Here is a 15,448-nt window from a genome sequence, read left to right as displayed (position 1 = left end):
GTTCATTTTTCTTTAAAGAAAAGAAAAAATAAATTCAATGAAACACACATATCACATACACGGAATGACCTGCAACGGTTGTCGCAGTCACGTTGAGGAAACACTTTCTAAAGTAGAAGGCGTTTCAAAAGCAACCGTCGATTTAGAAAAGGCAGAAGCTACCATAGAAATGGAATCGCATATTCCTATAGAAAAGTTTCAAGAAGCCTTAAAAAAGGATGGTGATAGATATAGCATTCATAAACAAGGTGAACAACATCAATATTCAAAAGATAAAAAGAAAGTGCAACCCAAAGGAAAAGGCACAGGCACATTTTATTGTCCTATGCATTGCGAAGGCGATAAAACTTATGACGAACCAGGCGATTGTCCTGTTTGCGGAATGGATTTGGTGGAAGAACAAAATCTATCCACAACTTCAGCAGAACAATGGACGTGTCCTATGCATCCAGAAATCATTAAAGACGAAGCAGGTTCGTGTCCTATTTGTGGGATGGATTTAGTACCAATGGAAGCAGATAGTTCAGCAGAGGAAAAAACGTATAAAAAACTTTTAAAGAAGTTTTGGATTGCAACCGCATTCACCTTACCAATTTTTTTAATTGCAATGAGCGAAATGCTCAATAACAATCCATTGTATGATATAATGGAACAAAAAAATTGGAATTGGATTCAGTTTGTTTTATCCATTCCAGTTGTCTTTTACGCTACGTGGATGTTCTTTGAGCGTGCTTATAGAAGCATAAAAACGTGGAATCTCAATATGTTTACACTTATTGGAATCGGTGCAGGTGTGGCTTGGTTATTTAGTGTATTTGGGATGTTGTTTCCAGATGTATTTCCTGAACAATTTAAAACTGAATCAGGCGCAGTTCACGTCTATTTTGAAGCAGCAACAGTTATTCTAACGTTAGTGCTTTTAGGTCAGTTGTTAGAAGCTCGTGCCCATAGTAAAACCAATTCGGCAGTAAAAGAACTGTTGAAATTAGCACCTAATAAGGCCATAAAAATAGTAGATGGTGAAGAAGTTGAAGTCAGTATTGACGAGATAGAACTTAATGATATTTTAAAAGTAAAACCAGGTGACAAAATTCCTGTAGATGGAATGATAACTGAAGGTGAAACAACCATTGACGAATCTATGATTACGGGAGAACCTATTCCTGTAAACAAATCTCAAGATGATAAAGTAAGTAGCGGAACAATTAATGGGAATCAATCTTTCTTGATGAAAGCGGAAAAAGTAGGAAGTGATACGTTACTCTCACAAATCATTCATATGGTTAATGATGCCAGTAGAAGTCGCGCACCTATTCAAAATTTAGCAGATAAAGTATCAGGTTATTTTGTGCCAGTTGTAGTTCTTATTTCTATTATCACATTTATTGTATGGTCTATTTGGGGACCAGAACCAGTTTATGTGTATGCGTTTGTGAATGCAATAGCAGTACTAATTATTGCGTGTCCTTGTGCTTTAGGTTTAGCAACACCAATGTCTGTAATGGTTGGTGTGGGCAAAGGTGCTCAAAATGGTGTATTGATTAAAAATGCAGAAGCTCTTGAAAAAATGGATAAGGTAAATACACTTATAGTTGATAAAACTGGAACTATTACAGAAGGAAAACCAACGGTAGAAACAGTAGGTGCTTTTAGTGATACTTTAAACAAAAATGAGCTACTTCAATACATCGTTTCATTAAATACCAATAGTGAACATCCTTTGGCAGAAGCGACAGTTAAATATGGAAAGGAACATAACGCAGAAATTTTAAATTCCGAAGATTTTAGTGCTGTCACAGGAAAAGGTGTTGAAGCTATAATAAAAGATAAAAAAGTAGCATTAGGAAATCCTAAAATGATGGAATATGCCAAAGCAGATATTACTTCTAAAATGAAAGACGAAGCAAAATCTTATCAAAAACAGGGTAAAACAGTTTCTTATTTGTCAATAGATGAAACCGTTGTAGGATATGTAGTTATAGGAGATAAAATAAAAGAAACAAGTGCCAAAGCGATTAAAGCACTTCAAGATAAAGGCATTGATGTTATAATGCTTACAGGCGATAATCACGATACTGCAAAAGCAGTAGCATCAGAACTAAATCTTGCAGATTTTAAAGCCAGTATGCTACCAGAAGACAAACTCAAAGAAGTAGAGAAACTACAAAAAAATGGAAAAGTAGTTGCTATGGCAGGTGATGGCATTAATGATGCACCAGCATTGGCAAAAAGTGATGTAGGTATTGCAATGGGTACGGGAACAGATGTAGCGATAGAAAGTGCTATGATAACACTCGTAAAAGGCGATTTACACGGTATTGTAAAAGCAAAAAATTTAAGTAATGCTGTAATGAAGAACATTAAGCAGAACCTATTTTTTGCACTTATTTATAACACTTTAGGTGTGCCTATTGCAGCAGGAGTTTTGTTTCCATTCTTTGGAATATTGCTCTCGCCAATGATAGCAGCTTTAGCAATGAGTTTTAGCTCTGTTTCAGTTATTGGAAATGCACTACGATTAAGAACAATTAAAGTTTAACTATAAAATCAAATAATTATGGAAAATTCAAAAGAACACTCAAACAAAGGAAATTACAAAACCTTCTTTATAATGTTGGCTTGCTCATTTGTAGCAATGTACATCACAATGTATCTAAACACCTATGCAATAGACCACGTGTGGTTTAGCTTAACCCGATTTTATATGACCTGTTTAGGTATTTCAGCAATGGCAGTAATAATGTGGTTTTTTATGCGAAAAATGTATAATGATAGAAAGAAAAACATAGCCATACTTGCAGGTAGTTTTATCCTGTTTGTAGGTGCATTAGGATTAGTAAGAACACAAGCACCAATCATTGGTGACGTACTATGGATGAAAGCAATGATACCACATCATTCTATCGCTATTTTAACAAGTGAAAGAGCAGATATTCAAGACCCAGAAGTTAAAAAATTAGCAGAAGACATTATAAAAGCACAACGTAAAGAAATAGAAGAAATGAAAGCAATGATAAAACGATTAGAGAATGAAAAATAATAAAATAGTCATATATATTGGCATACTCGTAGTAGGTGTGTTATTGGGTTGGTTGCTTTTTGGTGGCTCATCAAATGAAGAAATAGACCATAATCACGATGCGGTTGCAGCAACCAATCAAATGTGGACGTGTTCTATGCATCCACAGATTATGCAACCAGAGCCAGGCGACTGCCCCATTTGTGGTATGGATTTAATTCCTGCGGAAAGCGGAAGTGATGGCTTAATGGCAGACCAATTTAAACTAACAGAAAATGCGATGGCATTAGCCAATATTCAAACAACTGTTGTAGGCAAGGGAAATGTTGAAGGCAACACCATAAAGTTATCTGGTAAAATTGCTGAAAACGAAGAAGCCAATGCAGTACAGGTAAGTTATTTCGCTGGAAGAATTGAACGTTTGAATGTGAGTTTTACAGGCGAAGAAGTTCGTAAAGGTCAATTATTGGCAACCATTTATTCGCCAGAACTCTATGCAGCACAACAAGAATTAATCACAGCAGCTTCTTTAAAAGAATCTCAACCTGCTTTATACAAAGCAGTCCGTAATAAATTGAAATTATGGAAACTCTCTGAAAATCAAATCAACCAGATTGAAGAAACAGGAAAAGTAAAAGAAAACTTTCCTGTTTATGCAACCGTTTCGGGTACTGTTACAGAAAAATTGGTAGAGCAAGGCGATTACATCAAACAAGGACAACCCTTATTAAAAATTGCCAATCTCAACACAGTTTGGGGAAACTTTGATGTGTATGAAAATCAGATTGACCGCTTTAAAAAAGGACAGGAAGTGATGATAACAACCAATGCTTATCCTAATAAAGAGTTTAAAGGTAAAGTTGATTTCATTGACCCAGTTTTAAACACGAAAACAAGAACTGTAACCTTACGTGTTGTTTTAAGCAATAAGGACGATGTATTTAAACCAGGAATGTTTGTAACCGCAAATATTGAAGGCAGTACAGCTAAAAATGATGAAGTATTATCAATTCCTGCATCTTCTGTATTATGGACAGGTGAACGTTCTGTGGTGTACCTTAAAACAAATCCAGACCAACCTATTTTTGAAATGCGTGAAATTAAATTAGGCAATCAAATTGGTAATGAATATGAAGTTGTAGAAGGTTTATTTGTTGGAAATGAAATAGTGACTAACGGAACATTTACGGTTGATGCAGCAGCACAATTACAAGGCAAAAAGTCTATGATGAATAAAGATGGTGGTAAAGTAATGACTGGACACGAAGGTCATTTAGGTATGGATAACAATGCATCTAACAAAGAAAGTGACCACACTAATATGAATGAGCGTTTGGAAGTATCAGAGAAATTTCAACAACAGTTAAATAGTGTTTACAATGCGTATATCAATTTAAAAGATGCTTTAGTAAAAGAAGATTCAATAAGTACTTCAGCAAACGCAACAACTTTATTAAATAAATTGAACAAAGTAGATATGAAATTGTTGTCAGATAATAAGGCGCATAACCATTGGATGTCATTAGAAGGCGAAATAAAATCTTCTGCAACTTCAATTTCTGAAACGTCCGATATAAAATCACAAAGAGACCATTTTAAACATTTATCATCACATCTAATCAATGCTGTACAACTATTTGGTATCAATGAAAAGGTCTATGTAGAATTTTGTCCAATGGCAGATAACAATAATGGTGCTTATTGGTTAAGCAAAGAAGAAAAAGTAATCAATCCATACTTTGGCGAAGCAATGCTAACCTGTGGTGAAGTAAAACAAGTAATAGAATAATAAATCAAGTAATAACAATTAAATTTTAAACAATGAATTTTTCAAAGAAAAATCACGAACACAAAAACAAAAATGTAATCGACGTGAGTAAAAAAGTAATTTTAAGTGTAGCTGTAATAGCAGCATTAGGTTTAACAAGTTGTAAAAACGAAACCAAAAAAGAAACAGAAACCACAACTACTGAAATGTCAAAAGATATGGCAATGACAGACCTGTCTTTTGGTGTAAGAGGAAATTGCGGAATGTGTAAAAACACTATCGAAAAAGCAGCTAACGGTGTTGAAGGTGTTGCAAGTGCTAATTGGGATGTCGATAAAAAGAAGATTGATGTGTCTTTTGATGATACAAAAACCGATGCAATGGCAATCCATAAAGCAATCGCAGCTTCAGGATATGATACCGAAAAAGTAGCAGGTGATGAAGAAGCATATGATGGTTTACCAGGTTGTTGTAAATACGACCACGAAATGATGATGAATCAATCTGGTGAAGAAGAAAGTGATGACCATTCAAATCACGACCATTAAGCAATAATGAAAGAGTCTTTTTCGGAAGGCTCTTTTTTATTCCCCACAACCCAAAACCCAGTTTTTTCGCTTGCCTTGTCTTGAGCCTGTCGAAAGCTCAAAATCCTCTGTCTTTTGTGTTGTTCCGCTCACCTAACAAGTTTAGCGTTTTTTTGTCTTTAAGGTAATAGCATATTACAGCTTTGGTTTTCATAAAATCAAACCAAACTGCAATAAGCTATTCTGTTATTATTATATCATAAAACCCTAAACTCACCCAAGCTATGTTACATAATACAAGTTATAGTAGCAAAAATCCTTTCAAGGGTTTGCTATCGCAGCATTCTTATATTTTCGTAGCTATAACTGGTATTATGTAAAATATCCGAAATTCCAACGCGCACATCGGAACATATAACCACATTTTGAACAAACATTAAACATCTGAATATTTTAAGGGTTACGTTAATTGATAATAATATTCGTTATCTCATTCAAGCTGCACAAAACCATCGTTAAGTCCAAGTATTCCTTACCTCAAGTCTTTGTTTGTTTCATTTCGTTAACAAATTTAAAAGTCCACTTTTCCCCACCACCCAAGTCAGCGGTTATAAAAAAATAGGTTTATAAAGTGTAGTGCTACGCCATAGCATATTGCTTTTTCTCGTGCCTCAAAAAAGCAATAAGCTATTGTCTAAAAGTCCTGTATAAGTAGCTTGTTTAAATGCTGTTTTATCAAACAACTATTTAAAATGCTACCCATACAAACGCTTCACCCAACGCTCAGTACGGTACTAAAACCTATTTTTTTAAGTGTTAATTCCCCAGAAAAGTTAAAGGCATTTTCAATCAAGTTTAACTAATTTGAAAATTTAAAATAAAAAAGATGGCAAATATATGTGGCTACCTCTGCCAACCGCACAAGGCTATAAAGGTCAAGCCCTACGGGTTTTGAATAAAACTTTTTTCAATACCTTTTTTTTTGATTTAGTCATTCAATAAAAAAACTTTTATCCAAAAACCTTGACAGCCTTACCCACGCCACAACAACTATGGCTATCTTTTTTCTTTTCAAAAAAAAATAATGGCGCGAAGCGTAGCGAAGCAATTTTAAATTGGATAGCTATGTCAACTTTTGAACTAAAAACACACCAAGTCGGAAAAGCTTACTCAAACCCTCATTTTTTTATACTAAACAAAGGGCTAAACAGCGGAAAACCACTCTTAAAATCCTGTGCTAACTGTTTCGTTGTCACTACTACAACAGAAGAGGTAAAACACACACTTTTTAACTTATCTATGATGTTACAAATAGGCGGTTTTTACGCTTACCATTTAAAAGGAAGTGTTATTCCGTTTATTTCAATAGATGATTGCAGAAATACTCTAAAAAATAGTTTTATATCATTAATAAATAATGAATTTCAATTGCAAAAGCATATTAATATAGTGTCAGCGATTAGTAAAAAAGAAGCCGAACTTCAAAAAGTCATTTCAAAAATGGCAGATTTGAAAGTATCATACATTCAAAGTTTATTTTCTAAAATGCAAAAAGAAGCAATCTAAAGCAACAAAATCCATATCTAACGAATAGCATAAAACTTGCCATATATTCAGTCGGTAGGTACAACTTCGTGTCAAGTCCGTACCAAGTCCGAAGAAAATTATGTTTCATTAAAATTATTTATGTTATGGGTAAAATTGCTCAAGGTATTTTAGGAGGGCTTTCAGGTAAGGTTGGAAACGTTATCGGTGGAAGCTGGAAAGGAATTGATTACATTAGAATTAAACCTTCAAGTGTAGCCAATCCAAGAACTGTTGGTCAAGTAAACCAAAGAACCAAGTTTACTGCCACTTTAGAATTTTTACAGGCTGTAAAGCCTTTTATTAAGTTAGGTTATAAAGGGTTAGCTGTTAAGAAAACAGAATTTAATGCTGCGATGTCGTATGTGTTGAATAATGCGATTACAGGTACTGAACCTAACTTTGTTGTTGACTATCCGAACGCTTTAGTAAGTCGAGGAGGTTTATCTGGTGCGTTAAACCCAACGACTGATTTAGCAACTGCTGGAGAAGTAACTTTTGGGTGGGATGATAACTCTGCCGAAGGTAACGCAAATGCAACTGATAAAGCGATGTTGTTGGTTTACAACCCCTCAAAAAAGGAATCTATTTCTTTACTTGATGGAGCCGACAGAACTGTTGGTTCTCAAATTGTTCCAATCCCAACAACTTATGCAGGAGATACAGTAGAGCTATTTATGGCGTTTATTACTGCTGATGGTAGTCAAGTATCAAACAGTATTTATTTAGGCTCTGGTACAGCTAATTAATGCTTGGTGTTTTTATTTGGAAACCGCTCTAATCGAGCGGTTTTTTTTGTGCTATATTAGTAGCTCAATTTATTGATGTTTACTCTTTATTTATTCTTTTTATGTATTTTTTGCACCCTATTTGTTGCCCAAATGCCTTAACGTCAATAGACATAAGGATAGTTAAATATTGCATCGGGAAATAAATCAATTATCGAAATTCTTTATTCTTTTAATTCCTTCAAACGCTTTTCTGCATTCTCACACCAATAACAATTTTCAATTGGTCTTAAATCGATTGCCTTTTTAAAACTTAAAATAGCATTTTCCTTGTCCTTTAATAAAAAATAGCCTTCGCCCAATGAATCCCATAGATTTCCATCATTTGGAAACATTACAGTGTTCAATTTTAGGAGTTCAATTCCCCAGAGAGAATCCTTTTTTTGAGAAATTTGCTTATACCCAATTCTATTTAAGATGGCTTTGTCTTTGAAAGGCAAACCTGTTTGATTAATTATAAATTGCGGAAGTTCATTAGAATGATTTAGCTTTTTTCTACTAATAAAATCAAAAACCAATTCATAAGTATTTTTCGGAATTGCTTTAGGTTCATAGTGTTTATCAAATACCATTTTACTAATATGCCATGCGACATTTTCAGATTGACGGTTTAGTCTTACATTGGACAAAACAATAATCACCAAATCGTCTTCAATAAACCTTATGAACTCTGCGAAATAGATTCCATTGCTACCATTGTGGGTGACAATTTTTTTGTTTTGTTTGGAGTTGAATATGGCCCAACCATATCCATAAAATGAGGTGTTTTCTTCATTTTCTGCTACATGAGCTGTTTCCATAAGTAATTTTGTTTCCGCAGTCAAGACCTTGTTCTGCTCAAGAGCTTCATGCCATTTGAACAAATCCTCTGTAGTAGAGTAGAGGTCACCTTTACCTATACTGTACCAGTGATTGTTGTTTTTAGGCAAATGATCTTTGGTAGTTCCCCAATCTTTCCAATCACCATCAGCATCATCGAAATAATAACCATGAGCTAGTTGCTTACTTTCATACTTCACACTTTTATAACCTGTATGATTCATATTTATTGGGTTCCAAAAATAGTCTCTTAGAAAGCTTTCATATTCTTGTTGCGAAACGATCTCAACGATGGCAGCCAATAAAATATAATTCGCATTAGCATAGTTGTGCTTTGTTCCAGGTTTGTATAGTAAATCTGAACGATAAAAATCATTTAAAAACTGCTCTTTAGAAGCTTCATCATATCGAAATCCACCAGCTCTTGGAGATATTCCAGAGGTATGTGTAAGTAGCTGGTGGATTGTAATATCTTGTTTTTCTATAGGAGCTTGTGGAAAGTAATCTTTAAGTTTATTGGAAAGCTCTAACTTTTCAAGTTCCATAAGCTTCAGAATTGCAGCGGCAGTAAATTGTTTGGTCACGGACCCAATATTGAAAACCGTTTGAGGTGTCATTGGAATGTCTTGATCTCTATCTGCTAAACCATAGCCTTTAGACAACAATATTTCACCGTTTTTGGCTATTAATACACTTCCAGAATACCCATTCTTAGTACTGGCATTTAAGTAATTTTCAATCTTTGTTGCAATGTATTCTTCATCGGCAGACTTCTGCTCTGAACATGTATGAAAGAAGAAAATGGATAAGCTTACTATTAAGATTATTTTATTCATGTTTTATTTTTAAAGTTCTTCAATTTCAATAGGACTCCAAATTCCAGTTTTGGCAGTCTCTTCTGCGTATTGCAAGAATGACTTTGCTTTTCTTCCTAAAACCTTTTCAACACCATCTGTGATTTGCTGATTGTTAGGATTTGTAAGAACATGACTAAACAGGTATTCAATCAGCCAAACGACATCATCAGGTATTTGCATTTGCTTCATACCTTCAACATATTGTTGTAAAGAAATGTCATGGAAATTTAGTGATCTGTTACTGGTTTTTGCAATGATTTCAATGATGTCCTTAAAAGTAATCAATTCAGGTCCAGTGATCTCTATGATTTCTCCATTGTATGCATCGTCCAATAAAACCGTTGCTGCAACTTCTGCAATGTCATCGGCATCCACAAAAGGAATTACGACATCAGACATTGGTAATGCTACTTCTCCAGAAATAATGGGATCTAAAAAGAAACTTTCGCTCCAATTTTGATTAAACCATGAGGCTCTTACGATGGTATAATCTACTCCAGAGTTTATGATGATTTTTTCACAAGCTTCTGCTTCGGTTTCTCCTTTTCCTGAAAGTAAAACCAACTTCTCAACACCAAGCTCTTTTGCTAAGTATGTCAGGCTTTCAATAGCTTCTTTAGCACCAGGAACGGCTAAATCTGGATAATAAGTAATGTACATTTTTTTGATGCCTTCTATGGCTTCTATCCATGTGTCTTTGTTGTTCCAATCGAAACTTGGTGAGGCAGATCTTGAACCTAGTCTTGGTTCGATTCCTCTGTTTTGTAATTGTTTTACGACTCGGCTACCCGTTTTTCCGGTTGCTCCGATAACTAAAATGTCTGTTTTCATAATGATTTGATTTAAAATATTCTTTTGATAAAAATTGAGATTAATAATAGTGTGAACGATACCAAATTTGATAGTGTTCGTATGTTGTGATATTGATTCCAGTTGGTTTCGTAGTAAGTTCTGAAACGCTTTAATTTAGAAGCATTCAATTGATTGATATTCAAGGCATCCAATTCGTTGTTTAGAGGTACATTTCCAAAAGCGGTTACTCCAAAAGTGCCAAAGAAATATATCACTGTAGCGATTAGAATGAGCCAAAAAACCGATCTGTTATTAAACTGAAAGCAAGTATTTGCAACTAAAGCGATCAGGCTTCCGAAGAAAACGATGAAGAATACAGGATTCAAGATTTCCCGATTGATACTTTGCATCGCTTCCAAATAGGTTACATCGCCCACTTTTTTTGTCCCTAAAACAACAGAGGCAGACCAAGCAAAGAAGAATCCAGCTGAAAGAGCGTTCAATAAAACGGTGATAAAGTAAACTGTGGTTTTCATTTTTTTGAATTTAGAGTTAGGTGTTTTCCGAAGTAAAAAACAATGAAGTACAATTCGACAAGAATGATATAAAACACAGGATCTGAGAAAAACCCAAGATAGTTACCACCAGAAGGCATGACGAAAAGAGGAACTGTGATCAATGCATCTAACGCAACAGCAGTAATTGCGAAAATTAATGCCAATACTGAAGGTTTCATTTGACCCTTTCTGTAGAACAAATAAGTAGCCAAGCAAGCACTTGGAATAATTCCTAATGCAAGTATTATGTTGGCTTGTCTTTCTGGATTTTCAAGAATAGAGATTGAAAATGACAGTAAATAAAAGCTAACACCTAGTGTCCAAGTTAGGATGGCAGATACAATGCTAAATAGTCGATTGGTTATCACAATTTTTTGGTTTTTAATTATGATACAAATCTATAGCTACTGTAAATCAACAACTTATTGCAAAAGCATTTTGATTTATTCGAAAAGAATTTTATACCTGACTTGGTCTAAAACCAAACTTCTTTTCAAAAGCGTTCGAAAAGGAACCTAAGCTATCATAGCCTACTGCCCAAGCTGCTTCCTGAATGGTTTTCTTTTCATTTTTGATGAGATTGTAGGCTTTTTTCAAACGTTCGTTTTGTAGATATTTAAAGACGGGAACACCAAATTGCGCTTTAAATTCTTTTTTAAGGGTATTGGTATTTGTGCCTATTTTATGAGCGAGTTCGGTAAGGGATGGCGGATTTTCCATGTCGGATAAAAGGATGTCTTGAGCTAGGTTGATTTTTTTAAGTTGAGAGGCATTAATTTCTGTCGATTGCTCTTTAGCTAATTGTCCGAAATAATGCGACAATAGAGCTGACATATGACTTTTATAGAACATCATTTTAATGCCACCTTCATAGGTGTTGCTAAAGAATTGTTCAACCAGCAAAAACATTTCAGGATTCATTTTAAAAACAGGGCCTTCAACATAATGATCTTTGGGATGTACTAATTGGTGTAAAAACTGCTCTAAAAATTCTCCTTCTCCATTAGGCAATCGATCTAACTGTCTAATAGCGGTTGCAATGACTAAACATTGTAAGGGTTTATCTGCTGAAACATGATGTTCAAACGCAACCTGATCATCGGCATAAAACGACAACACCATTCCTTTGGTATGATGAAACTCTTTTGTTTTTCCTTTGTATTTCACTTTAAGGCCTACGTCTCCAGCACCATAAAATGCGATAGCAATAACAGGTTCGTCAAAAAAACAGGAGTCCACTATGGCTTTATCGGTAGACGCTTCTTCCAATAAAATAGTACAATCGTTTATGTCGATCATTTCGCGATTCACGTGATCAATTTATGTTTTTAAAACGCATTATGGGTACACCATCAAATATGAGGTTTAGTTTTCCATCCGCATCAAAACTGTAGGCATTTACTTTTTTCATCATGTCTAAAAAGACGTTTTCTCCTTGTCCACAATACATCATGGTTGTTGGACCAGGCTCTCCAAAGTATAGAGTGCCTTCATCAATCTTAAACTCTGCAGAATAACCATTACAACTATTGGTGCCTTCAACTTTTTTAGTGTCTTTATTAAAAGTTATGGTCGGTTTCTTTTCAGGAAATAAACCCTCAAAGGCAATTCGAGGTCCACTAATGTATTCCAATTCCCAAGTAGCATTGTAAATTAAATCACTTTTTGAGGCTTCTTTGTTAGCACAAGAGTTAATAAAAAAAGTGAGTGTTGCTATGAATACTAGAGCTCGATGTTTCATCTTTCTGTGATAAAAAATGCGGAGATTGACATTGGTAATTATAAATAATAAATAGAAACTTATGTAGTAAGTTTAAACTGTTAGTATAAAACTAGTAAAATATTAGGACTATTACTATTATATTTGTGTAGATGCTCATGAGAACTTTTCTATTTTATATTGCTTCATTTTGGTTTAGTTTCATCTCTGCCCAAGAGATTCCTCCAATAAATGTTTTTTCTGAATCAGAATATGACGCAGAAAGCCAAAACTGGTCCATTAGTCAAGATTCCCAAAAATCAATTTATGTAGCCAATAACAACGGTTTGTTAAAATTTGATGGCGAAAGATGGCATTTATATCCTTCTCCTAACAACACCATTATTCGTTCTGTAAAGGTTTTAAACGAAAGAATTTATACTGGTTGCTACATGGAATTTGGCTATTGGGAACCAAGCCAGTATGGAACTTTAGAGTACACATCACTTTCAAATAAAATTAAGGATCGTTTAATTGAAGATGAGCAGTTTTGGACCATCATAAGTATTGATAATTGGATATTGTTTCAATCTTTAAACCGCATTTATAGCTATAATGAAAAAACGGATGCGTTTAAAATTATTGAGTCAGCTACGAAATTGACTAAAATGTTTAAAGTTGATAATACGATCTATTTCCAAAAATTACATGATGGACTCTATAAAATAGAAAACGGAAAGGGTCAGTTAGTAACGAATCACAAAATTGTTCAAGATAATACAATTGTGAAAGTTTTGGAACATAACGATTTGTTTTTGGTTCAAACTCAAGAAAACGGATTCTTTATCCTTAAGGATGGTAATTTAGAGCCATGGGAGATTTCTGCAAAGTCGCTACTTTTAAAATCTAGTGTATATTCAAGTTTATTGTTGAGTGACAATAGATTTGCGTTAGGAACTATTTCCAATGGTGTTATTTTTCTGAAACCTAATGGAGATCTTGATTATACCATAAATCAGCCTTTGGGATTATCGAACAATACGGTTTTATCAATTTTTGAAGATGCAGAACATAATATATGGCTTGGATTGGACAAGGGAATAAATTGTATAAACACAAAGTCACCTTTTAAGATTTATATTGATAATGATGGAACTCTGGGAACAATTTATACTTCAGCGATTTTCAATGGAAACCTTTTCTTGGGAACCAATCAAGGACTGTTTTTTAAATCGTTTAACTCAAATGATGATTTTAGGTTAATTGAAGGTACCAAAGGTCAAGTTTGGAGTTTAGTTAAGCACGACGGACAATTATTTTGTGGTCATGATAGTGGAACGTTCTTAATCAATAATGGTAAGGCTAAAAGTATTTCCGATGTTCAAGGCACATGGAATATTTTACCTGTAAATGATGTTTTGCTACAGGGTAATTATGACGGACTTTATGTGCTTAAAAAGAAAAATGGGGAATGGCAGATGAGTCATAAAATTAAAGGCTTTGATATTTCATCTAAGCATTTTGATTTTTATAATGACCAAACGCTTTTTGTAAATCATGAATACAAAGGAGTATACAGGCTTAAATTGAATTCTGACTTAACGGAAGTTGTTGAATTAACCAATGACTTTGAAGTTAGAAAGGGCTTAAACTCTTCTCTTGTAAAATATCAAGACCATATTTGGTATGCGTATCAAGAAGGTATTTTTAAATATGATGAACCAACAGATAAATTTGAAAAGGATAGTATTTTAAGCCAAATCTATGATGATGAGTCTTATATAACTGGGAAGTTAATCTTAGATTCCAGTAAAGATGGTAGACTTTGGGGGTTTTCTAAAGACAACATTTGTTATGTGTCACAAGGACAACTTAGTAATACGCTAAAAATCAATAGCCTTTCCCTGCCTCACGAAATAGGAAAGATGATGGTAGGTTATGAGAATATTTTACCAATTGGCAATGATACATATCTATTGGGAACTTCTATGGGCTATATCATTGTTGATTTAGATAAAATTCAGCCTAAAGACTTCAGTGTAACCATAAGTTCTATCAGTAACTATGATTTAAGTTCTGAAAAACAACCTGTAGACAAAAATAATCAAGCCATATTTGAAAACAGTTTCAATAACTTTGAGTTGGTATTCAATGCTCCAGTATACGATAAGTTTAGTAAAGTTGAATATCAGTACCAGTTAGAAGGTTTGTACGATGAATGGAGTGAGTGGTCTAAAGAAGCACATGTATTGTTCAAAAACTTACCTCATGGAGAATACACTTTTAATCTAAAGGCAAGATCAGGCAAAACTCTAGCTCAAAACATGCCTAGTTATTCCTTTACAATAAAAAAACCATGGTATTTGACGAATGTGATGGTGCTCTTTTATACCATCGGTTTCATATTACTTATCATTGCTGTACATAATATTTATAAAGCTTATTATAAAAAACAGAAAAAACAATTGATGCTCCAAAATCAAAAAGATATGGAGCTCAAAGAACTTGAAAGCCAGCAACAACTGATGCATTTAAAAAATGAAAAGTTGCAACAGGATGTCGATAATAAAAACAGGGAGTTGGCGATTTCAACAATGAGTTTGATTAAGAAGAACGAGTTCTTAAGTGGTATTAAAGAGGAGTTGAAAAATGTCAATAAAAATAATACACTTAAACCCGTAATTAAGATTATTGATAAAAATCTAAATAATACAGATGATTGGAAGTTTTTTCAAGAAGCCTTCAACAATGCTGATAAAGATTTCTTAAAAAAGGTTAAGGCAAAGCACCCAAAACTTACGCCAAACGACCTTAAATTATGTGCTTATCTAAGATTAAACCTATCTTCAAAAGAAATCGCTCCACTTTTAAATATTTCCCCTAGAAGTGTAGAGGTGAAACGCTACAGGTTGCGAAAAAAAATGGATTTACCTCACGAATCTAGCTTAACAAATTATATTTTGGAAATATAATTAGCTATACAACCTTCATTTTAAACTTAACATTACCTATACAAAACTGATTTTTTAACAATTTAC

At 34.0% G+C, this 15,448-nt stretch carries 13 protein-coding genes; 7 read left to right on the top strand and 6 right to left on the bottom strand.

The window, feature by feature from the left end; genetic code table 11:
* Positions 1-37: 37 nt before the first annotated feature.
* From AB9K26_RS10490 to AB9K26_RS10465, 6 genes are all read left to right on the top strand, one after another.
* Positions 38-2,539 carry a heavy metal translocating P-type ATPase gene (locus AB9K26_RS10490; RefSeq protein ID WP_369972520.1) on the top strand — a complete coding sequence of 834 codons (2,502 nt, stop codon included), beginning with the start codon at positions 38-40 and terminating at the stop codon, positions 2,537-2,539.
* An 18-nt stretch (positions 2,540-2,557) separates the two neighbouring features.
* Complete coding sequence (locus AB9K26_RS10485) at positions 2,558-3,040, top strand: DUF305 domain-containing protein (RefSeq protein WP_106688417.1); 483 nt, start codon at positions 2,558-2,560, stop codon at positions 3,038-3,040.
* Complete coding sequence (locus AB9K26_RS10480) at positions 3,030-4,808, top strand: efflux RND transporter periplasmic adaptor subunit (protein ID WP_054851355.1); 1,779 nt, start codon at positions 3,030-3,032, stop codon at positions 4,806-4,808. The genes AB9K26_RS10485 and AB9K26_RS10480 overlap by 11 nt, the downstream gene beginning before the upstream one ends.
* A gap of 32 nt (positions 4,809-4,840) precedes the next feature.
* The gene (locus tag AB9K26_RS10475; protein ID WP_051881039.1) at positions 4,841-5,335 is read left to right on the top strand and encodes a heavy-metal-associated domain-containing protein; all 495 of its coding nucleotides are present in this window, start codon (positions 4,841-4,843) and stop codon (positions 5,333-5,335) included.
* 1,002 nt (positions 5,336-6,337) lie between these two features.
* Entirely contained in the window at positions 6,338-6,880 is a 543-nt protein-coding gene (locus AB9K26_RS10470) for a hypothetical protein (protein WP_229730288.1), read from the top strand.
* A gap of 125 nt (positions 6,881-7,005) precedes the next feature.
* Positions 7,006-7,647: a DUF6266 family protein gene (locus AB9K26_RS10465; protein ID WP_369972519.1), complete on the top strand. Its 642-nt coding sequence runs from the start codon at positions 7,006-7,008 to the stop codon at positions 7,645-7,647.
* Between the two features lie 203 nt (positions 7,648-7,850).
* Here the strand turns inward: AB9K26_RS10465 and AB9K26_RS10460 are convergent, their stop codons facing one another.
* From AB9K26_RS10460 to AB9K26_RS10435, 6 genes are all read right to left on the bottom strand, one after another.
* On the bottom strand, positions 7,851-9,341 hold the full coding sequence (locus AB9K26_RS10460) for a serine hydrolase (protein WP_369972518.1): 1,491 nt from the start codon (positions 9,339-9,341) through the stop codon (positions 7,851-7,853).
* A gap of 9 nt (positions 9,342-9,350) precedes the next feature.
* Positions 9,351-10,193, bottom strand: coding sequence for an SDR family oxidoreductase (locus AB9K26_RS10455; protein WP_369972517.1), 843 nt, complete (start codon positions 10,191-10,193; stop codon positions 9,351-9,353).
* Between the two features lie 11 nt (positions 10,194-10,204).
* Entirely contained in the window at positions 10,205-10,690 is a 486-nt protein-coding gene (locus AB9K26_RS10450) for a DUF1772 domain-containing protein (RefSeq protein ID WP_369972516.1), read from the bottom strand.
* Positions 10,687-11,079, bottom strand: coding sequence for a DUF5367 family protein (locus AB9K26_RS10445; protein WP_369972515.1), 393 nt, complete (start codon positions 11,077-11,079; stop codon positions 10,687-10,689). The genes AB9K26_RS10450 and AB9K26_RS10445 overlap by 4 nt, the downstream gene beginning before the upstream one ends.
* A gap of 91 nt (positions 11,080-11,170) precedes the next feature.
* Entirely contained in the window at positions 11,171-12,022 is an 852-nt protein-coding gene (locus AB9K26_RS10440; RefSeq protein WP_369972514.1) for a helix-turn-helix domain-containing protein, read from the bottom strand.
* 4 nt (positions 12,023-12,026) lie between these two features.
* The gene (locus AB9K26_RS10435; protein WP_369972513.1) at positions 12,027-12,452 is read right to left on the bottom strand and encodes an META domain-containing protein; all 426 of its coding nucleotides are present in this window, start codon (positions 12,450-12,452) and stop codon (positions 12,027-12,029) included.
* A gap of 137 nt (positions 12,453-12,589) precedes the next feature.
* On the opposite strand from AB9K26_RS10435, the gene AB9K26_RS10430 reads away from it, so the two are divergent.
* The gene (locus AB9K26_RS10430; RefSeq protein ID WP_369972512.1) at positions 12,590-15,382 is read left to right on the top strand and encodes a triple tyrosine motif-containing protein; all 2,793 of its coding nucleotides are present in this window, start codon (positions 12,590-12,592) and stop codon (positions 15,380-15,382) included.
* Positions 15,383-15,448 lie beyond the last annotated feature (66 nt).

The organism is Psychroserpens sp. XS_ASV72, from assembly GCF_041224425.1.
In the GTDB taxonomy this organism is placed as follows: domain Bacteria; phylum Bacteroidota; class Bacteroidia; order Flavobacteriales; family Flavobacteriaceae; genus Psychroserpens.
This window is presented reverse-complemented; position numbering and strand designations above follow the sequence as displayed.

Coding starts and splice junctions, on each gene's coding strand:
- AB9K26_RS10430 (WP_369972512.1), top strand. CDS start 12,590: ATGAGAACTTTTCTATTTTATATTGCTTCATTTTGGTTTAGTTTCATC.
- AB9K26_RS10485 (WP_106688417.1), top strand. CDS start 2,558: ATGGAAAATTCAAAAGAACACTCAAACAAAGGAAATTACAAAACCTTC.
- AB9K26_RS10460 (WP_369972518.1), bottom strand. CDS start 9,341: ATGAATAAAATAATCTTAATAGTAAGCTTATCCATTTTCTTCTTTCAT.
- AB9K26_RS10435 (WP_369972513.1), bottom strand. CDS start 12,452: ATGAAACATCGAGCTCTAGTATTCATAGCAACACTCACTTTTTTTATT.
- AB9K26_RS10450 (WP_369972516.1), bottom strand. CDS start 10,690: ATGAAAACCACAGTTTACTTTATCACCGTTTTATTGAACGCTCTTTCA.
- AB9K26_RS10490 (WP_369972520.1), top strand. CDS start 38: ATGAAACACACATATCACATACACGGAATGACCTGCAACGGTTGTCGC.
- AB9K26_RS10455 (WP_369972517.1), bottom strand. CDS start 10,193: ATGAAAACAGACATTTTAGTTATCGGAGCAACCGGAAAAACGGGTAGC.
- AB9K26_RS10475 (WP_051881039.1), top strand. CDS start 4,841: ATGAATTTTTCAAAGAAAAATCACGAACACAAAAACAAAAATGTAATC.
- AB9K26_RS10465 (WP_369972519.1), top strand. CDS start 7,006: ATGGGTAAAATTGCTCAAGGTATTTTAGGAGGGCTTTCAGGTAAGGTT.
- AB9K26_RS10480 (WP_054851355.1), top strand. CDS start 3,030: ATGAAAAATAATAAAATAGTCATATATATTGGCATACTCGTAGTAGGT.